Genomic DNA, 19,314 nt, shown 5'->3' with positions numbered 1-19,314 from the left:
ACCGCCCAACAAAAAACCCGCCCGAGCATCGCTCGGGCGGGTTTTTTTACGCTGCTTGCTGCCGCCGCCGAATCCGGCGGCAGGTCACGCGTCAGGCACCGACCCCTTCGAGGATCTCGTCGTGCGATTCACGCTCGTCGAGATACTGGGTCCGGTAGCCGGTATTCACGCCCCAGAAGTAGAACACCAGCGAGATCGCCGCGACGACCACCATGTCCCAGCCGTACGGCAGCACGCCGTGGCCGCCGAATTCCTTGCTGCCGATCAGCGACAGCACGGCCATCGTCGGCAGGTACGCGACCAGCCACCAAGCAGCCTTCAGGTCGGCGCCCCAGCCGGTCCAGCCCGACTTCGCCTGGAAGTAGAAATACACCGGCAGCGCGACGATCATCAGCAGGATGATCTCGCCCGTCAGCGGCCACTTCGCCCAGTACAGGATCAGCGACGCGCAGACGAATGCGAACGGGGCGATCAGCTTCATCAGCGGAATCGACAGCGGACGCTCGATGTCGGTCGCCGAACGGCGCAGCGCCATCAGGCTGATCGGGCCGGTCAGGTACGAAATCACCGTCGCCACCGAGATCACTGCCGCGAGCGAGCTCCAGCCGCGGAAGAAGAACAGGAAGATGAACGACACGAGCAGGTTGAACCACATCGCCTGGCGCGGCACGCCGTAGATCGGGTGCACGTTGCCGAACATCTTCGGCATCGTGTTGTTGCGCTCCATCGCGTAGATCATGCGGGTGGTCGTCGCCATGTAGGTCGTACCGGTGCCGCTCGGGCTGATGAACGCGTCGACATACAGCAGGATCGCGAGCCAGTTCAGGTTCAGCGCGATCGCGAGTTCCGCGAACGGCGACGAGAAGTTGAAGTGCGCCCAGCCCTTCGCGACGTCGGCCGGATTCACCGAGCCGATATACGCCATTTGCAGCAGCACGTAGATCACGAGTGCGAGCAGGATCGACGTGATCACCGCGAACGGCACGCTGCGCGACGGGTTGCGCGCTTCACCGGCCAGGTTCACCGGGCTCTGGAAGCCGTTGAACGCGAACACGATGCCGCTCGTCGCGACCGCGGTCAGCACGGCCGACCAGCCGTACGGCGCGAAGCTGGCATTGGATGCAGTGCCGAGGTTCTCCGAGTGGAAGCTCGTCAGCATCAGGCCGAGGATCGTGAGGCCGGGGATCAGGAACTTGAAGATCGTGATCGCGGTGTTCGCCCGCGCGAAGGCCTTGACGCCCCAGTAGTTCAGCATGAAGTAGATGACGACCAGCACGGCCGACAACAGCAGGCCGAGCGTCTGTAATTCACCGTTCACGAACAGTGCGTGCGCCCACGGATACGGCCACGTGCTCATGTACTGGATCGACGCTTCGGCCTCGATCGGGATCACGGATACGATCGCGATCCAGTTCGCCCACGCACTGATGAAACCGACCAGCGAACCGTGCGAGTAGCGCGCGTAGCGCACCATGCCACCCGACTCGGGGAACATCGCGCCCAATTCCGCGTAAGTCAGTGCAATTGCGAGAATCACCACAGCGCCGATGATCCATGCGCAGATCGCCGCCGGACCGGCAATCTTCGCGGCCTTCCAGGCGCCGAACAGCCAGCCCGAGCCGATAATCGAACCCAACCCTGTCAGCATCAATGCAAACGGGCCGATGTTCCGTTGAATAGAACTCTTCACATCCTCTCCTGTGTCTCAAAAAGCATGGTCGGCCCGCGGTCCGGGATCGGCTCGGACAGCACCGCGCACGCAATTTTGGGGGGACGCGTCACCCGATCGGGGCAACCCGTCCACGCGGCGCGTAGTTTAACGGTTGCACCTCAAACGTGGCGCCAAAATCGTTCGGCCCCTACAAAAAATTCGCATCGTTTGCAAGCTTTGTAAACCTGATATACGCAATAACCCTGAGTCCATGGAAATACGGTTGACCACGCGGTTGATAAGCCGTATAAAGGACTTCGCAGGATTTCAAGCGGCGAGTGAATTGGTTCTTTCGTAGTTCGCCCATCAACGGTACTCCGGTTGGTCCTATTACCCCTTCCTTGATTTTCCGCACCCCATGGGCTTCGGCCCCGTTTTATTTTTTTAGGAACAAGTAACATGGCAACCGGTACCGTCAAGTGGTTCAATGACGCAAAGGGCTTCGGCTTCATCACCCCGGAAGGCGGCGGCGACGATCTGTTCGCGCACTTCTCGGAAATCCGCGTCGAAGGCTTCAAGACGCTGCAAGAAAACCAGAAGGTTGAATTCGAAGTGAAGACGGGCCCGAAGGGTCTGCAAGCTGCGAACATCCGTCCGGTCTAAGCTTGGCGCGATAATTCGTGAAAAAAGCCCCGCTTCGGCGGGGCTTTTTGTTTTTCGGCGCCGGTCGACCGGCTTGGCGGCCTTTCAGCCGCCCACAATCAACCGAACAATCGCTGCGCGTGAATGCCAAGGCCCGTCGCGACACTCGCGAGGCGGTCGCCGAACACCGGTTGCGCATCCGGGAACGCACCCGCCAGCGCGCCCGACAGGAACGCGAGCCCCGTCGAGCCGCCGGTGAAATACAGGGCGCCGACATCGCGCGGCGCCACGCCCGCCAGCCGCACCGTCTCGCGCGCGGCGTCGACGATGCGTGCGGTGTCGTCGCGGCTCGCGTCGACGAGCCGGTCGGCATCGAACGCGATCTGCAGATCCTCTTCCACGTCGTTCAGGTCGATCATCGTCTCCCCGCCCGCCGCGACGCCGATTTTCGCTTCTTCCGCACGCGCCATCAGCGCATGCCCGAGCCGCTGCTCGACCACGCTCGTGAGCCGGTCGTACTGCTGCACCTCCCGGTACAGGTGCTTCATCAGCTTCAGCTCGCCGAGCCGCTTCGGCGTGTAGACCGTGTTGATCAGGTGCCAGGTGGCGAGATCGAAGTAGATCTTGTTCGGCAGCTCGCGACCTTCGGGGTCGAGCGAACGGTAGCCGAATGCGGGCAGGATCGCCGCCAGCTCGACGCGCCGGTCGTAATCGGTGCCCGCGACGTGCACGCCGTGGTGGGCCAGCACGTCGTCCTTGCGCTCGAGCCGCGTCATCCGTTCAGGCCCGACGCGCACCAGCGAGAAGTCGGACGTGCCGCCGCCGATGTCGGCGACGAGCACAAGGCGCTCCGCCTGCTGGCGCGACTCGTAGTCGAACGCGGCCGCGATCGGTTCGTACTGGAATTGCACGTCCGTGAAGCCGACCGATCGCGCGGCGGCCTCGAGCTGGTCCTGGGCGAGGCGGTCGGCGCGCGGATCGTCGTCGACGAAGAATACCGGCCGGCCGAGCACCGCACGGCCGATCGGCGCGCCCGCGCGGGCTTCGGCCTTGCGCTTCAGGTGCGTCAGGAAGCGCGCGATGATTTCGGTGTACGCGATCGCGCTGCCGTCGCCGAGATCGGTCGTCGTTTCCGCGAGCGGCGAGCCGAGGATGCTCTTCATCGAGCGCATCAGCCGGCCGTCGAAACCGTCGATATAGGAAGCCAGCGCCGCACGGCCGTATTCGACCGTCTCTTCGTCGTTGTTGAAGAAGATCGCGGTGGGCAGCGTCAGGTGGTCGCCCTCGACGGGCGCGAGGCGCATGCCGTCGCCGTCGGGCAGCGCCACGGCGGAATTGGACGTGCCGAAATCGATCGCGCAGTAAGTCATGGGAAGTTGCCGCAGCAGGGCCGGCGCGAAAACGGAAAGGACGGGCTTTTTAACATGAAGCCCGCGGGATCACAACCGGGGCCGGCCACCGGTGCCGCGCAACGGGCCTCGGCGTGACGGCGCGCGGCCTGGCGCGCCGGGGAAACATGCGGGCGGGATGCGCGATGCAGCCCGTCCGCCAGGCAGGTCAGGCTGCCGCGTCGAAACCCTTCTTCCACGCGCCCGCATAGACGACCTCGCCGATCGCATGGCGCGTGCGCGGCGCCTTCTCGCGATCGCGCAGCACCGGATCGAGCTTGTCGACGTTGCCGTAGTGACCGAGCGAGATGATCGACGGAATCGCGACGTCGGCCGGAATCGCGAACGCATCGCGGAACGCCTTCGCATCGAAGCCGCTCATCTGGTGGGCAGCCAGGCCCAGCGCGTGCGCCTGCAGCACCAGCGACATCGCGGCGGCGCCCGCGTCGTACAGCGCGGTGGGAGCCGGTTCACCCTTCGGCGTGAGCGTGTGCGCGGTCACCGCGATCAGCACGGGCGCCGGCGCATTCCAGCCCTGGTTGAACGGCACCAGCGTCGCGAACGCGCGTTTGAATGCGTCTTCGTCCTGCTTGCGGTCGAATACGATGAAGCGCCACGGCTGCGCGTTGTAGGCAGACGGCGCCCAGCGGGCGGCTTCGAGCACCGCGTGCAGATCGCCGGCGCTGACGGCTTCATCCGAATACGCGCGCGGGCTCCAGCGGCCCGCGATCAGATCGTGAATCGAAACAGTGGTGGGAGCAGGTTTGACGGACATGCGGTTCCTCGCTGACATCGATGAAGGGGCGCGAACGCCTCGCGAACCGCAAGCATACCCGCTTGAGCCGATGCGCGCCCGATCCTCCCGCGCTAAGCAAATCGCCGTGCGTGCATTGCCCGGCCATCCGCCGCGCGGCCGGCCGGGCGATCGAATGGCCGCGCTCAGGCCGCCTGCGCGGCCGCGCGGGACGAGCCGCGGTTGATCCGCAGCACGATCAGCGCGCCGATGATGCACAGCCCGCCCGAGATCATCGACGCGATCGTATAGGTGCCGAGGCTCGCGCGCAGCAGCCCCGCGCCGAGCGCCGCGAACGCCGCGCCGAGCTGGTGGCCGGCGACGATCCAGCCGAACACGACGGGAGCCGCGGCCTTGCCGAACACGTCGGTCGCGAGGCGCACGGTCGGCGGCACGGTCGCGATCCAGTCGAGCCCGTAGAACATCGCGAACAGCGGCAGCCCGAAGAAATCGATCCCGAACGCGTGCGGCAGGTAGATCAGCGACAGCCCGCGCAGCCCGTAGTACCAGAACAGCAGCACGCGGTTGTCGTAACGGTCGGACAGCCAGCCCGACAGCGTCGTGCCGAACAGGTCGAACACGCCCATCGCCGCGAGCAGCGACGCGCCCTGCACTTCCGTCATCCCGTAGTCGCTGCACATCGCGATCAGGTGCGTGCCGACGTAGCCGTTGGTGCTCGCGCCGCAAATGAAGAAACTGAAGAACAGCAGCCAGAAATCGCGCGAACGGCTCGCCGTCAGCAGCGTACGGAACGCGACCGCGAGCGGGTTCTCCTTCGACGCCTCGGGCGCGGGCGGCGCATCGGCCGGCTCGCCGTACGGGCGCAGCTGCACGTCGGCCGGCCGTTCGGGCAACAGGAATGCGACCAGCGGAATCACGATCGCGGTCGCGACCGCGACGACCAGCACGACCGGCCGCCAACCATGACGCTGCGCGATCGCCGCGAGCATCGGCAGGAATACGAGCTGGCCGGTGGCCGTGCTTGCGGTCAGGATCCCCATCACGAGGCCGCGCCGCGCATGGAACCAGCGCGTGACGAAGGTCGCGGACAGCGTCAGCGCGACCACGCCCGTCGAGCAGCCGACCATCAGGCCCCAGATCACCACCATCTGCCAGCTCTGCGTCATCATCGACGACAGCGCGACGCCCGCGCTCATCGTCACGAGCGCGGTGAGAATGGTCGGACGCAGCCCGAAGCGCTGCATCGCGGCAGCCGCGAACGGGCCCGTCAGGCCGTACAGCGCGATATTCACCGAGATTGCCAGCGAAATCGCCGCGCGGCTCCAGCCGAGCTCGCGTTCGAGCGGCACCATCAGCACGCTCGGCGTCGCGCGCGTGCCGGCCGCCGCCAGCAGGATCAGGAATACCACCGCCGCCGCGAGCCATCCGTAGTGGAAGCGCCCGCTGATTCGTGTCACCGCCCAGTTCATCTTCGCAATCTCCAGTTGGCGGCTCCGGTGCCTCCGCACCCGCGCCGCTCGCCCTGCCAGGCCACCTCCGCCGCACGCTGCATCGGCTGACCCGGGCCGACGCTTGGCATTTGTCTGTTGATCCGACCGGCATTGTTACCGACCGGTCACAAGTGTGTTGCGATCGTAGTGACCAATCGGTAACATGTCAAGCAATCCAATATGCAGTCGAGGGTCATCATGTCGGGCATCGAGATCGCCAAACCGCTGCCGCGCCGCACGCGCCGGCCGATTGACGGCGCCACCGCGCAGGAGCACCTGCTGCGCGCCGCCGAGGAGCTGTTTTACAAGGAAGGCGTCCGGACGGTGGGCGTCGAGGCGGTCGTGGAGCGGGCGGGCGTCAACAAGATGAGCCTGTATCGGCAGTTCTCGTCGAAGGACGAGCTGATCCTCGCGTACCTGGAGCGGATGGATGCGTGTTTCTTCGACCGCTTCAACACGAGCGTCGCGAAGCACCCGGGCCAGCCGAAAGCGCAACTGATCCAGTATTTCGTCGATCTCGCCGAGCGCGCGACGCAGAAGGATTACCGCGGCTGCCCGTTCGTCAACGTCGCGGCCGAATTCCCGGATGCGTCGCACCCGGCGCGCGAGCGCGTCGCGCAGAACAAGGAACAGCTGATGAAGCGACTTGTCGCACTGTGCGAAGATGCCGGCGCGCGGCAGCCGCAGGCGCTCGCCGACTCGCTCGCGCTGGTGATCGAAGGCATCTACGCGGCAAGCCAGACCTACCGGCACGGCGAAACGCCGATCGGCGTCGCGCCCGCGCTCGTCACGCAGTTGATCGAGGCCGCCTGCGCGTGACGGCGCGCCCGCTACAATGCGGCCCTCGCCGCCCTTCCGCCCGACTGGTTTCACGATGACCGACACCCGCCCCGAATCGCACGACGACATCCTCGCCGCCACGCGGCACTGGCTCGCGCGGGCGGTGATCGGGCTCAATCTGTGCCCGTTCGCGAAAAGCGTCTATGTGAAGGAACAGGTGCGCTACGCGATCAGCGAAGCGACGACGCTGGAAGACGCGCTCGCCGAACTCGAAACGGAGCTGCGCGCGCTCGACGCGGCGGACCCGCAGCAGGTCGACACGACGCTCTTGATCTTCCCGCATGCGTTCGCCGATTTCGTCGACTACAACGATGCGCTGTTCTTTGCCGACCGGCTGGTGCGGCAATTGCGGCTCGACGGCGTACTGCAGATCGCGAGCTTCCATCCGGACTACCGGTTCGAGGGCAGCGAGCCCGACGACATCGAGAACTACACGAACCGCGCGCCGTATCCGATCCTGCACCTGCTGCGCGAGGACAGCATCGCGCGCGCGGTCGACGCGTTCCCGGACGCGTCCGCGATCTACGAAAAGAATCAGGAAACGCTGCGGCGCCTCGGCCATGACGGCTGGCGCGAATGGATGCGCCGGCCGGGCGACGACGTCTGACGCGACGGGCGCCGTGCAACGTGCGCCGCCCGGTGCGCCGGGCGCGACGCGCCCGCCCGCAGGTCAGCCGGCGGCCGGTTCGGCGGCCTCGCCGCCCGCGGCCGCGGCTTCCGGCACGAAGAAGCGTTCGTTCAGCTCGGCAAGCCCGAACATCCCGAGGATCTCGTTCAACCGCTCGCCGGGCCGGCGGCGCGGCAGGTTCTTGTATTGCGCGATGATCAGCTCGTTCTTCATCGAATGCTCCCAGCCGACCAGCTCGGTCACGCTGACCTGGTAGCCGTGCGCTTCGAGCTGCAGGCAGCGCAGCACGTTGGTGATCTGGCTGCCGAATTCGCGCGTGTGCAGCGGATGCCGCCACACTTCCGTCAGCGCGTTCGCGAGCGACTTGCCCTTGTTCTTGCGCAGCACGCCCGCGACTTCCGCCTGACAGCACGGCACCAGCACGATGTGCTGCGCGCGCTTCGCGAGCGCGAAGCGGATCGCGTCGTCGGTCGCCGTGTCGCACGCGTGCAGCGCGGTGACGACGTCGACCGTTTCAGGCAGTTTCGGCGACGTGATCGAATCGGCGACCGACAGGTTCAGGAACGACATCCCGCCGAACCCGAGCCGCGCGGCAAGCTCGGCCGAGCGCGTGACGAGTTCCTCGCGGGTCTCGATCCCGTATACGTGCGACGCGAACGCCGGCGTGCCGTGCCCCGGCTGCTGCTTGAAGAACAGGTCGTACAGGATGAAGCCCAGATACGACTTGCCGGCGCCGTGATCGACGAGCGTCACGCTGCCACGCTCGGCCTGCACGCCGGCGAGCAGCGGCTCGATGAACTGGAACAGGTGATAGACCTGCTTCAGCTTGCGGCGGCTGTCCTGGTTCAGCTTCCCGTCGCGGGTGAGGATGTGCAGTTCCTTCAGCAGCTCGACGGACTGCTCCGGGCGGATTTCGTGGGTCTTGTTCGACATCGTGAAGCGCCGCCGGGCCACGGTCGGTCGACCACGGCCCGGCGGCGGGAATTCGTGAGGATTGGCGATAGTTTACCGAAAATACGCGGTCAGGCTCGTGCGCCGAGCCGCCAGAGCGACGTGACCTCGGCCTGGCGTGCCGCGTGCAGCGGATCGTCGGCATCCATCGCCTTCGGGTGCGCGGGGCGGATGTCGTCGCGGCCGAGCACGACGAGGCCCGCTGCGTCGATCCATTGCAGCAGCGTGTCGCGCGGCCGCAGGCCGAGATGCTCGGCGAAATCGGACAGGATCAGCCAGCCTTCGCCGCCCGGCTCGAGGTGCGCGGCGAGCCCCGCGAGGAAGCCACGCAGCATGCGGCTGTCCGGATCGTAGACCGCGTATTCGATCGGTGCGCTCGGCCGGGCCGGCACCCACGGCGGGTTGCAGACCACCAGCGGCGCACGGCCGGCCGGGAACAGATCCGCCTCGACGACTTCGACGCGATCCGCGTGGCCCAGCCGTTCGACGTTCTCTCGCGCACAGGCGAGCGCGCGCGGATCCTGGTCGGTCGCGACGACACGCTCGACGCCGCGCGACGCAAGCACGGCTGCCAGCACGCCGGTGCCGGTGCCGATGTCGAACGCGAGCGACGTCGCCGGCAGCGGCGCGCGCGCGACGAGTTCGACGTATTCGCCGCGCACCGGCGAGAACACGCCGTAGTGCGGGTGGATCGGCGCACCGCCGAGCGCCGGGATCGGCACCCCTTTCTTGCGCCATTCGTGCGCACCGACGAGGCCGAGCAGTTCGCGCAACGACACGACCGACGGCGCGCCGCCGGGCCCGTACGCCTCTTCGCATGCGGCGCGCACGTCGGGCGCGCGGCGCAGCGGGATCGTGTAGTCGGCATCGAGCGGGATCAGCAGCATGCCGAGCGTGCGGGCGCGCTGCGACTGCGCGAGACGATGCAGGTTGAATGCGTCGACGCCGGCCGCGGCTTTCGCCTTCTTCGGCTTGCGCTCGACACGGCGCGCCATCGCCTGCACGAGCTGGCGCGCATTCTGGAAATCACCCTGCCAGACGAGCGCGGTGCCCTCGCAGGCAAGACGGTAGGCCGCGTCGGCGGTGAGGCGGTCGTCGGCGGGCACCGCGCGCTTCGGCGGTTGCACGCCGGCTTCGGAGCGCCAGCGCACGGCATGATCGGCGCCGTCGGCGTCGGTCCAGTGGAAAACGGGGAAATCGGTCACGCGAACTCGGTTACGGTTGGCTTCAACGGCGGCGAGAATTCACCGCGCGGACCACACCATACCGCGCTTTGCCCGACCCGGCAAAACAGGCACCGCAACGCGTGCCCCGAAGGCGCTCGCGGCGGTGCAACCGGCGATCAGGTCAGGTCGAAGGCTTCGGCAACCGGCGCGTCGCGCTTGACGGCTGCAATGCCGTTCTCGCGCCCTTGTACGCTCGTATAGGTTTCGCTCGTACCGATGACCTGGTGATTCGCGGCCTTCAGGTTGAACATGGGTTCGCCGTTGCGGGCGAGCTTCCGCTCGTAACGCTCGTCCCGTGGTGCATTTTCACGCACGGACGCGATCCCGTTTCTCGCGCCGCCTTTCTCTTCGTACCGCTCGCTCGCGAGGATGATCTCGCCATTCGCCGACTTCAGGTGGAAGTAGTACTGACCGTTCGTGGCTTTCATGATTTCGAATTTTGCCGCCATGTATTTCTCCCGGAAAATTGTCCGGCCCTCGGACACCAGCGAGTCTACGTGCCGCATCGGCAAAAATCGACATGACGCCAGAATGAATGTTGAAGAGCGTCAAATGGTCAATTTTGCGTGACGTTTGCGCGACATTGCCCGCAACCACGCATGCTATCCGCCCCACCCCGGCATCGCGGGCAGGCGCAGCGTGCCCGCGTCGTTGAAGTGCACGGTGCCGAGCACGCCGCCCGCGAGCCGGCCGCGCAGCGCATACGGCAGCTCGCCGTTCGCGGCCGCGCCGGGCAGGTTCCACGCCTGCCGCGCAGCGGCGAAGGCCGACACGGAAACCGGCACGTCGAGCACGGCCTCGCCGAAGCGCGGCACGGTGCCCGAGCGATCGCTGACGCCGCCCGCGAACGGCGCGCCGTTCAGGTCGAGTGCAACCGAGATGCCGTCGTAGTCGATCGGCGCATCGTTCGGGTTCTGCACGCGCAGCTTCAGGCTGAAACGCATCTCGAGGCCCTGCCCGACGAGCGGGTCGAGCCCGACGACCGTCACGCGCACCGGGTCGCGCGTCAGCCCCGCACAACCGCCGAGCAGGAGCACGGCGACGAACAGCAGCAGCATGGCGCGCAGCGGCGCGATACGGAACAGGGTTCGTGGCATGGGAAAACCTCCTCGCGGCAATCGGTGAGCGGATCGTCGCTGCATTGTACCGAGCACGCCCCGGTACGCCGGGTTTCGTAGTTTTCGCAGTCCCGCGAGATCGTTAATAGATTAAAACTACGAAGATAACAGCGAAACAGAAAGCGCATTAATGCCTTCCAGCATTCAATCGAGCACGGCGAATTCAATAGATGCAATTTCTAAATTTTTCGTTTCCTTTACCTAAAACCATCAAGTATATTTACGCATCCTTCGAGCAAGCCGACAAACCTTGAAGCCGCATGACGGTGATTTTACGGAACGGCGACATGCCTTCCTGCCATCCTGCGACGAGGCCCGGCCAGCCCCGTAGGTCGTCTGTTCAAAGGGGAAAGCGCGCCCGCCCAGGGCGTGCGGCTCCGTGTCGTGCGTGCGAAATCAATTCAGTACAACACGCGCCCGGCCATTTTGAACCGGCAAGTTAACCGACATCCGGAAATCCAGAGGGGGCAGTAAACCATGATTACCTTCACGTAGTCGGCCGCCGTCTTTTCGAATAATCCGTCATTGGCATTTTCATCGCTGTTGATTAACGGCGAGGGGATTGTCTTTGCCGGCGTTTTCGCAGCACTGAACGATTCTTTCAACAATCGAGGTTTCAGTCATGTCGATCAACATTCGCAAGATGCGTTATCTGCCGATCGTCGCCGCGCTCGCGCTAGCCGGGTGCGGCGGCGACGACGGCGGCGTGGGCTCGGCTTCCGCGCTCAGCTCCGCCGGCGCGCCGCACTCGGGCTCGTCGCCCACCGTCACCGCGCCGCCGAGCGCCTCCAACGTCGACAAGAGCGTCTCGCCTGTCGAGTTGCCGGACACCGTGGTACCCGTGAACTACCGGCTGTGGTTCCGCCCGAACGACGCGCTGAACGCGTTCGACGGCCGTGCCGACGTCGAGATCAAGGTGCTGAAGCCGGTCAACAACATCGTGATCGCCGGCCACCGGATCAAGTTCACGAACGGCCGCATCACGCTGCAGCCGGGCAACATCCAGCTGATCGCGACGCCGCAGGACAAGGGCGACTTCTACCAGTTGCGCCCCGTGAGCGGCACGATCTCGCCGGGCAACTATTCGCTGCACATGGAGTGGACAGGCATCATCAACTTCAAGTCGTATGACGATCCGGTCACGAAGACCGGCGGCAGCTGCGGCGACGATCCGTATCCGGGCTGCTCGGCCGCGGAAGGCGTCTTCCGCGTCGACCTGAAGGGCACCGACGGCAAGACGAGCGGCGCGATCCTCACCCAGGGCGAAACCAACCTGTCGCGCCAGTGGTTCCCCGGCTGGGACGAGCCGGCATTCCGCCCGACCTATGAAGTGACGGCCGAAGTGCCGCAAAGCTGGCGGGTCGTGTCGAACGCGGCCGAGAAGCCGTCGACCAACGTCGGCGGCGGCTACAAGCTCGTGCAGTTCGAGAAGACCCCGCCGATGCCGTCGTACCTGCTGTTCTTCGGCGGCGGCCTGTTCGACACCTACGAGGACGACTTCTCGAGCCCGCTGCCGGGCGGCAAGGGCGGCCTGCACCTGCGCGTGTTCACGCCGCCGGGCATGAGCGACTGGGCGAAGCCGGCAATGGACCGCACCAAGCAGGCGCTCGACTTCTACTACCGCTATACGGGCATCGCACTGCCGCTCACGAAGTTCGACACGGTGGCCGCGAACGACGCGTTCAAGGAGCAGAAGGACCTGAACTTCGGCGGGATGGAGAACTGGGGATCGATCCTCGAGTTCGCCGACGACATCCTGCCGCAGCCGGGCCAGCCGATGTCGCACTACGGCAACGAAGTGCTGACGCACGAAGTCGCGCACCAGTGGTTCGGCGATCTGGTCACGACCGACTGGTGGGACAACGTGTGGCTCAACGAGTCGTTCGCGACGTTCTTCGAGACGAAGACGACGATCCAGTTCTTCCCCAACGAGTTCAGCTGGCTCGACCAGGTGAAGAACAAGTACCGCGTGATCAATCGTGACATCGGCCCGAACGCGTTCCCGGTCGCACCGAACTTCAACGGCTGGGCGTCGAACGACTTCGTGCTGAGCGCGAGCGCGTTCACGTACGACAAGGGCGGCCACGTGCTGAAGACGCTCGAGAACTATCTCGGCGAACAGACGCTGCGCAAGGGTCTCCAGCAGTACCTGGTCGACTACTCGTTCGGCAACGGTACGCCGAAGCGTCTGTGGGATGCACTGTCGAAGGAAAGCGGCCAGTCGATCGGTGCGATCGGCGACAGCTACGTCCGCCAGACCGGCGTGCCGCTGATCTCGCTCGACACGCAGTGCGACCTGACGAAGAACCAGACGGTCATCACGCTGAAACAGCAGCCGTTCCCGAACAAGAACGCGTATCCGGGCCTGCAATGGACGGTGCCGATCACGCTCGCGTACGGCCAGGGTCTCGCGAAACGCACGACGCTCGCGCTGAAGGATACGCAGACGCAGACGCGCGTCGACGGCTGCACGGGCGTGGTCGCCGACCCGAGCGGGCTCGACTACTACGTCGTGAACTACAGCGACGCGGCCTGGAGCGGGCTGCTCACGCAGGTCAACGGCTCGACCGATCCGGTCCTGCTCGCGAACCTGAAGAGCGAGGCCGCACTGCTCGTCGCGAACAACCTCGCGCCGGCATCGCGCTCGACGTCGATCGGTTCGGTCGCTTCGCCGGCCGCGATGAAGCTGCGCCAGACGCCGACCTTCGGCGGCCTCGAGCCGGTGACGAAGGAACGCCCGGCACTGCACTACCAGGGCATCTTCAAGCCGCGCAAGGTACTGACGCAGTAACGGTGCGCATCCGGCCGGCGCCGCGCAGCCTGCGGCTGCCGGCCGGCGTACCGGTTTCTCCGACCTTTGACGGGCCTCGCATGCGAGGCCCTTTTTTCTTTCCGCACGGGCACCCGCCCACCGTCATGCCCACGCGGCATCCCACGCCGGCTGCGCGAACCACGTCGCGAGAAACGCAACGAGCCGCGACGCGCGCGCGGTGCCGCGCGCCTGCTGGCGCAACACGTGGATCGTCGCCGGCTCGGGCGCCGCCGCGAACTGCGGCAGCACCGCGCGCAAGCGTCCGTCGCGCAGCGCGTCGCCCGCGAGCCAGGTCGGCAGGTGCGCGAGACCGAGCCCGTCGATCGCGGCTTCGAGCAACGCTTCCGAATGATTGCTGCGAAACCGCGGCTGCGCCGGCACGTGGCGGCGCTCGCCGAAGCGCCACGCGCCCGGCGGCGGCGCACCGTGCCAGGCGAGGCAGTCGTGGCCGGCGAGCGCGTCGGGCGACTCGGGTTCGCCACGCCGCGCGAGATACGCCGCGCTCGCGCACAGCACGCGCCGCTGCGGCGCCAGCACGGTCGCGACGAAGCGCGTGTCCTCGAGCGGGCCGATACGCACCGCGAGATCGACGTCGGAGCCGAGCCGCGCGCCCTGCAGGTCGACCATGCTGTCGGTCAGCACCAGGTCGACCTGCAGCGCCGGATGGCGCTGCATGAAAGCAGCCAGCGCGGCCATCAGGTGCCGGCGGCCGAACGGTGCCGGGCAGTCGACGCGCAGCAGCCCGCTTGGCTCTTCGTGCTGGCTGTGCAGGTCTTCCTGCAGGCCGCGCAGCTCGGCCAGCATCCGCGTCGCGCGCCCGTACAGCAATTGCCCGGCCTCGGTCGGCCGCAGCGCGTGGGTAGTGCGATGCAGGAGGCGGATGCCCAGTTGCGTCTCGAGCCGGTCGATGCGCCGCGTGACCGACGACGCGGCGACACCCAGCCGGCGCGCGGCCGCCGAGAAGCTCTGCTGGTCGACCACGTCGACGAACAGCGCCAGATGCGGGGAAAGGAAATCGTCCATTCGGTGCCTTCGGAGTTGGCTATGCGTTTAGCGCAAAGCAATCATCCGCCTTTGCGCGTTTCCGCGTCAAACCGGGCCGACTAGACTGCATGCATCCTTTTCACCCGCTGCGCGCACCGCCCCGCCGGGCCGCGCGACAGCCATCCGCCACGGAGATCATCATGCGCAGCATCCGCTTCGACGCCCCCGCCGCCGACATCGAGTCGCTCGACGCACGGGTCAGGGAAATCGACCCGCCCGTCCCGGCCGACGGCCAGATGCTGATCGAGGTGCGCGCGGCCGGCGTGAACCCGAGCGACGTGAAGGCCGCGCTCGGCCGCATGCCGCACGCGGTGTGGCCGCGCACGCCAGGGCGCGACTGGGCCGGCATCGTGCGCAGCGGCCCGGACGGCTGGATCGGCGCGCCGGTATGGGGCTCGGGTGGCGATCTCGGCGTGCATCGCGACGGCTCGCATGCGGAGTGGCTCGTACTCGACGCGCCGCTGGTGCGCCGCAAGCCCGCCGTGCTGACGCTCGACGAAGCGGCCGGCATCGGCGTGCCGTTCGTCACCGCGTACGAAGGCTTGCGCCGCGCCGGCATGCCGACGGCCGGCGACGTCGTGCTCGTGTTCGGCGCGAACGGCAAGGTCGGCCAGGCGGCGATCCAGCTCGCGACCGCGCACGGCGCCACCGTGATCGGCGTCGAGCGCAGCGCCGGCGGCTATCGCGGCCATGCATCGGGTGACGTGCATATGATCGACGCGTCGAACGAACCGGTGGCCGACGCGGTGCGCGCGGCAACCGGCGGCCACGGCGCGGACATCGTCTACAACACGGTCGGCAGCCCGTACTTCGGAGCGGCGAACGCGTCGATGGCGATCGGCGCGCGGCAGATCTTCATCTCGACGATCGACCGCAGCGTGCCGTTCGACATCTTCGCGTTCTATCGCGGCCAGCACACGTTCGTGGGCGTCGATTCGCTGCAGCTCGGCGGCGCCACGGTCGCCCAGATCCTCGACACGCTCGCGCCCGGCTTCGGCAACGGCACGCTGCGCCCGTTCCCGATCGGCGACGACTACGTGTACCCGCTCGAGCGCGCACACGACGCGTATCGCGCGGTGCTGGCCGGTGCGCGCGAGCGCGTCATCCTCAAGCCCTGACGCCGGACCATACGGGAGACTGCCATGATGGATTACGTGACTTCGCTCGCGGTGGGCCTCGGCGTCGGCGTGGTGTACGCGCTGCTGCACGTCCGCTCGCCGGCCCCGCCGCTCGTCGCGCTCGTGGGCCTGCTCGGAATGGTGATCGGCGAACGCGCGATCGCGCTGCTGCGCTGACGAATCGATGCGGCGCCGGTGGTGCTAACGATCGACGCGCCGGCGGAACGCCCACCATGCGGCGAGCGCCGTAAAGCCCGCGACGAGCAGCACCATCAGCCAGAAGCCGTGCTTGTTCTCCGAGAACGGCACGCCGCCGACGTTCATCCCGAAGAAGCCGGCGACGATGTTGATCGGCAGCGCGATCACGGTCACGAGCGTCAGCGTGAACAGCGTCCGGTTGTTCTGCTCGTCGAGACGCGAGCCGATCTCTTCCTGCAACAGCTTGATCCGCTCGTTGAGCCCGGCCAGATCGGCCAGCACCAGCGAGAACTCTTCGGTCGACTCGCGCAGCTCCTGCACGTCTTCCAGATGCAGCCACGCGGGCGGTTTCGCGAGCAGCCGGAAGATCGACCCAGGCTCGGGCGCGAGCATGCGCTGCAGGCGCGTCAGCGTGCGGCGCATCGCGCCGAGCTCGATGCGGCTCGACGTGAGCCGCTGCGACAGGAAGCGATCCTCGATACGGTCGACGTCGACGCTCGTGCGCCGCATGATCTGGATCAGCAGATCGGCCTGGTCGCGCAGCAGGTGCACGAGCAATTCCGCGGGCGACCTGAACTGCTCGCCGTCGCGCACGCACGCGCGCAGCGTGTCGACCGAGCGCAGCGGCTTGAGCCGCGCGGTGACCATGATGCGCCGCTCGACGTGGACGAACAGCGTCGCGATCTCCGACGGCGTTAGTTCGAGGTTGAACATCACGTCGTTGACGATCGCGCGCAGCGCGCCGTCTTCCTGCTCGATGCGCGTCGAGCGCGAGCCTTCGTGGAGGAATGCGAAGAAGCTGTCGGGCAACTGGAGATGCGTGCGCATCCAGCGCTCGCTCGCGCCGTGCGCGAGATTGAAGTGCAGCCAGACGAACTCGTCCGACGCGGCATCGTGCTCGCGGCACGTGCGCAGCCACGTGGCAGCCGCGTCCGCATCGAGCGTCGCGCCGGAGCCGCCGGGAACGAAGCGGAATCCGCACACCATGCCGGACGTATCGGCGCCGTAAGTCTGTACGATCAGGTCCATCGTGTCGAAGGTCGTGCTGCACACGGCGCGCCGCGCAAAGCAGGTCGCGCGCCCGCGCCGGAAATGGAAAGGAGACGTATGCCCGACGGGCATGACGCGCCGGTGACAGCGTCACGCCGCATCATACCGTCCGATTCCGCGCCCCCAAAGCAATGCGCCGCCCAACGGGCGGCGCAGGTGCGGCGGCTCGACACGCGCAGGACGCGTTACTGCCGCGTCTCCGACTGCGCGGCGCTCGGGCACGCGGGGTCCTTGCCCCAGTGACCCTCGCAGACGCGCCAGCGGCACAGTTGATCCTCGAAGAAACCGCGCTCCGAACACTCCTTCACGCGCGACGCCAGCGAGCCGGTCGTCGCGGCCGTCTTGGTCGGCACGGCCTGCGCCTTCTGCGCGGCGAGCTTCTTGTCAGCAGGCTTCGTGCGCGCGACGAGTGCCGCGAGCAGGTCCGCATCCGGATCGTCCTTCCCGGCCGCCTTCGCGGTACGGGCCGGCGTCGCGTCGCGATGCTTCTTCGCCGCCGCGAGCTCGGCCTGCTGTTCCTTGTGACGCTTGCGGGCCTCGGCTTTCGCATCGGCCTTCGTATCGGTCTTGCCGTGCGCGGCGACCTTCGCGCCCTTCGCGGCGTCGGCCTTGGCGGCGTCGGCCTTCGCGGTTTTGGTCGAGGCGGCAGCAGCGGCAGCGGCCGCACCGGCCGTGGCCGCACCCGATGCGTCGTCGGCGCCATTGGCGAGCGCACGCGACAGGCGGCTGTTGTCCGAGGATGATGCGGACGATGCGGACGCAACGGTTCGGGAAGCTGCGTCGTCGTTGACGATCGTGGCCGGTTGCGCGGCGGATGCGGCGGACGCGGCATTTTGCGCGACCTGCACGGCGGCATCGCTGGCCGCTGCGGCCTTCGCCGGCGCGGCGGCTGCCGGCGCAGCCTCTGCCGTGACGGCGGGGGCCTGCTCGCCCGCATGCTGCATGCGCCATGCGCCCCAGCCGCCGACGGCGACCACCAGGGCCACGACGGCGGCGATCGGCGCCTTCAGCGAACGGCGCGGCGGTTCGGCCGGCGGCGTGACACGTCCTTCCAGATTCGCGAGAATGCGCGACTGCTGAGCTCCGTCGCCTGCCGGTTTGGTATCGGACAGCAGGCTGGGCGGAGATTTCGAATTTGAATTTTCCGGCGCACTCATTCAGCGTCTCATTGAATCCTGGTTTAATTCACCGCGATAATATAGCCCGGCCTCTCGAAGCAGCCTGATTCTAAGAGCAAGCATTGCAAAACACAATCAATTCCAATTTCCGGGGATTTCTTTGATTGCCGTCGCACTCGTCGCCTATTTCGCCCTTGCCGTCGCGGTTGCGGCACTGTTGCTTTTACCGGGTATCCGCGCGACCGTATTCGAATCCGTCGCCCAGTTTCACGGCCGTCTAACGCGCCGTGCGAACGATCGCGCCTCGCGTACGCGAAGTCAGATTGTTAAATCGGCAAGCGCTACGCGCGGCGCTTTAAACGACGTGCAAAATTTACTGGTTCGCCGGCGCTTGATGATTATGGTATCGGCAGGTATTCTTGCGACGCCGCCATTGGTCGCCATTGCGTTACGCGGCCGGCAATTGTTCCAGTACGACGACACGGCGCGCGTGCCCGACGAGAAGATCGCCGCGCTGCTGCAGGGCGAACAGCTCGTCCCGCCCCCGCCGCTGCCGCCGGAAGTCTTCGCCACCAAGGAAGTCGAACAGGTACGCCCGGCGCTGAAGGATGCGAGCCGCGACTGGAACCTGCTGGATCCGGATTTCCGTACGCGTTTGCTGCTGGTCTACAAGATCATGCACGAACAATATGGTTATGAAATGGCGTTGCTGGAAGGTTACCGTAGCCCGGAACGGCAGAACCGGCTGGCGCAGATGGGCACGAACGTGACGAATGCGGCGGCCTTCCAGAGTTATCACCAATTCGGGCTGGCGGCCGACAACGCGTTCCTGCGCGACGGCAAGCTGGTCATTTCCGAGAAAGACCCGTGGGCGATGCGCGGCTACCAGTTGTACGGCCAGGTCGCCGAGCAAGTCGGCCTCACCTGGGGCGGCCGATGGAAAATGATGGATCTCGGGCACGTGGAATACCATAAACCCGGTTTTAAACTGGGACGCGGCAGCTAGTCAGGGCTGCCGGACAAGAAATAATGAGGGCGGCATGGGGCTTTTTAATCACCCGGCAGGAAACGATTTGGGCGGCGCAAACGATCGGGCATTCCGGTGCGCGATTTTTTCCGGCCGCCGCTTCCGTTTTAAATCTCACAGCGTCCTTTCGTTAATGCGCGCGCCTTCTCCGATGCCGCGGGCACATTGATGCCGGCCCCCTTCATCCCGTTTGACAGCATGGCGACACATCGCGGCGCCACCCTTGCCGCTCGGCGCGCCTGCGTCGCCTCATCGAATC

Annotated in this window: 17 protein-coding genes and 1 pseudogene; 7 read left to right on the top strand and 11 right to left on the bottom strand. The window is 66.5% G+C overall.

The features are described from left to right. Window positions 1-91 precede the first annotated feature (91 nt). Window positions 92-1,690, bottom strand: a complete 1,599-nt coding sequence (locus CFB50_RS02405; protein WP_069247015.1) for an APC family permease — start codon at window positions 1,688-1,690, stop codon at window positions 92-94. A 420-nt stretch (window positions 1,691-2,110) separates the two neighbouring features. Between CFB50_RS02405 and CFB50_RS02395 the strand changes: the two genes are divergently transcribed. Next, the gene (locus CFB50_RS02395; RefSeq protein WP_006477070.1) at window positions 2,111-2,314 is read left to right on the top strand and encodes a cold-shock protein; all 204 of its coding nucleotides are present in this window, start codon (window positions 2,111-2,113) and stop codon (window positions 2,312-2,314) included. A gap of 98 nt (window positions 2,315-2,412) precedes the next feature. Here CFB50_RS02395 and CFB50_RS02390 read toward each other — a convergent pair whose 3' ends face one another. The 3 genes from CFB50_RS02390 to CFB50_RS02380 all read right to left on the bottom strand — a co-directional run bounded on the left by CFB50_RS02390 (window position 2,413) and on the right by CFB50_RS02380 (window position 5,904). Further along, window positions 2,413-3,663: an Hsp70 family protein gene (locus CFB50_RS02390; RefSeq protein ID WP_089444867.1), complete on the bottom strand. Its 1,251-nt coding sequence runs from the start codon at window positions 3,661-3,663 to the stop codon at window positions 2,413-2,415. Window positions 3,664-3,850: 187 nt separating this feature from the next. Next, window positions 3,851-4,456 carry a nitroreductase family protein gene (locus CFB50_RS02385; RefSeq protein ID WP_069247013.1) on the bottom strand — a complete coding sequence of 202 codons (606 nt, stop codon included), beginning with the start codon at window positions 4,454-4,456 and terminating at the stop codon, window positions 3,851-3,853. A 164-nt stretch (window positions 4,457-4,620) separates the two neighbouring features. Next, the gene (locus CFB50_RS02380; protein WP_089444866.1) at window positions 4,621-5,904 is read right to left on the bottom strand and encodes an MFS transporter; all 1,284 of its coding nucleotides are present in this window, start codon (window positions 5,902-5,904) and stop codon (window positions 4,621-4,623) included. 219 nt (window positions 5,905-6,123) lie between these two features. Between CFB50_RS02380 and CFB50_RS02375 the strand changes: the two genes are divergently transcribed. Together CFB50_RS02375 and CFB50_RS02370 are read left to right on the top strand one after the other, a co-directional pair. Next, window positions 6,124-6,744, top strand: a complete 621-nt coding sequence (locus CFB50_RS02375; RefSeq protein ID WP_069247011.1) for a TetR/AcrR family transcriptional regulator — start codon at window positions 6,124-6,126, stop codon at window positions 6,742-6,744. A gap of 55 nt (window positions 6,745-6,799) precedes the next feature. Further along, window positions 6,800-7,372 carry a DUF1415 domain-containing protein gene (locus CFB50_RS02370; protein ID WP_089444865.1) on the top strand — a complete coding sequence of 191 codons (573 nt, stop codon included), beginning with the start codon at window positions 6,800-6,802 and terminating at the stop codon, window positions 7,370-7,372. 63 nt (window positions 7,373-7,435) lie between these two features. On the opposite strand, the gene CFB50_RS02365 is transcribed toward CFB50_RS02370, so the two are convergent. From CFB50_RS02365 to CFB50_RS02350, 4 genes are all read right to left on the bottom strand, one after another. Continuing rightward, complete coding sequence (locus tag CFB50_RS02365) at window positions 7,436-8,326, bottom strand: class I SAM-dependent methyltransferase (protein ID WP_089444891.1); 891 nt, start codon at window positions 8,324-8,326, stop codon at window positions 7,436-7,438. 89 nt (window positions 8,327-8,415) lie between these two features. After that, window positions 8,416-9,549 carry a methyltransferase gene (locus CFB50_RS02360; protein WP_089444864.1) on the bottom strand — a complete coding sequence of 378 codons (1,134 nt, stop codon included), beginning with the start codon at window positions 9,547-9,549 and terminating at the stop codon, window positions 8,416-8,418. Window positions 9,550-9,686: 137 nt separating this feature from the next. Further along, a complete protein-coding gene (locus CFB50_RS02355; RefSeq protein ID WP_069247007.1) occupies window positions 9,687-10,019 on the bottom strand; it encodes a YegP family protein in 333 nt (110 codons plus the stop codon). Window positions 10,020-10,172: 153 nt separating this feature from the next. Then, window positions 10,173-10,667, bottom strand: coding sequence for an LEA type 2 family protein (locus CFB50_RS02350; RefSeq protein ID WP_089444863.1), 495 nt, complete (start codon window positions 10,665-10,667; stop codon window positions 10,173-10,175). A gap of 643 nt (window positions 10,668-11,310) precedes the next feature. Between CFB50_RS02350 and CFB50_RS02340 the strand changes: the two genes are divergently transcribed. Beyond that, complete coding sequence (locus CFB50_RS02340; protein WP_089444862.1) at window positions 11,311-13,479, top strand: M1 family metallopeptidase; 2,169 nt, start codon at window positions 11,311-11,313, stop codon at window positions 13,477-13,479. A 123-nt stretch (window positions 13,480-13,602) separates the two neighbouring features. Here CFB50_RS02340 and CFB50_RS02335 read toward each other — a convergent pair whose 3' ends face one another. Continuing rightward, a complete protein-coding gene (locus CFB50_RS02335; RefSeq protein ID WP_089444861.1) occupies window positions 13,603-14,523 on the bottom strand; it encodes a LysR family transcriptional regulator in 921 nt (306 codons plus the stop codon). Between the two features lie 161 nt (window positions 14,524-14,684). Here CFB50_RS02335 and CFB50_RS02330 point away from each other — a divergent pair, with 161 nt between their 5' ends. Both CFB50_RS02330 and CFB50_RS02325 read left to right on the top strand, forming a co-directional pair. After that, entirely contained in the window at window positions 14,685-15,662 is a 978-nt protein-coding gene (locus CFB50_RS02330) for a quinone oxidoreductase family protein (protein ID WP_089444860.1), read from the top strand. Window positions 15,663-15,689: 27 nt separating this feature from the next. Next, window positions 15,690-15,836: pseudogene (locus CFB50_RS02325) on the top strand (DUF1427 family protein); the annotation flags it as partial. A 27-nt stretch (window positions 15,837-15,863) separates the two neighbouring features. On the opposite strand, the gene CFB50_RS02320 reads toward CFB50_RS02325, so the two are convergent. Next, window positions 15,864-16,889, bottom strand: coding sequence for a transporter (locus CFB50_RS02320; RefSeq protein WP_089444890.1), 1,026 nt, complete (start codon window positions 16,887-16,889; stop codon window positions 15,864-15,866). 206 nt (window positions 16,890-17,095) lie between these two features. Beyond that, window positions 17,096-18,067: a phage tail protein gene (locus tag CFB50_RS02315; protein ID WP_089444859.1), complete on the bottom strand. Its 972-nt coding sequence runs from the start codon at window positions 18,065-18,067 to the stop codon at window positions 17,096-17,098. A 121-nt stretch (window positions 18,068-18,188) separates the two neighbouring features. On the opposite strand from CFB50_RS02315, the gene CFB50_RS02310 reads away from it, so the two are divergent. After that, complete coding sequence (locus CFB50_RS02310) at window positions 18,189-19,034, top strand: M15 family metallopeptidase (RefSeq protein WP_069247001.1); 846 nt, start codon at window positions 18,189-18,191, stop codon at window positions 19,032-19,034. The last annotated feature ends 280 nt before the right edge of the window (window positions 19,035-19,314 follow it).

Source organism: Burkholderia sp. AU33423 (assembly GCF_002223135.1).
GTDB classification, from domain to species: Bacteria; Pseudomonadota; Gammaproteobacteria; order Burkholderiales; family Burkholderiaceae; genus Burkholderia; species Burkholderia lata_D.
This window is presented reverse-complemented; position numbering and strand designations above follow the sequence as displayed.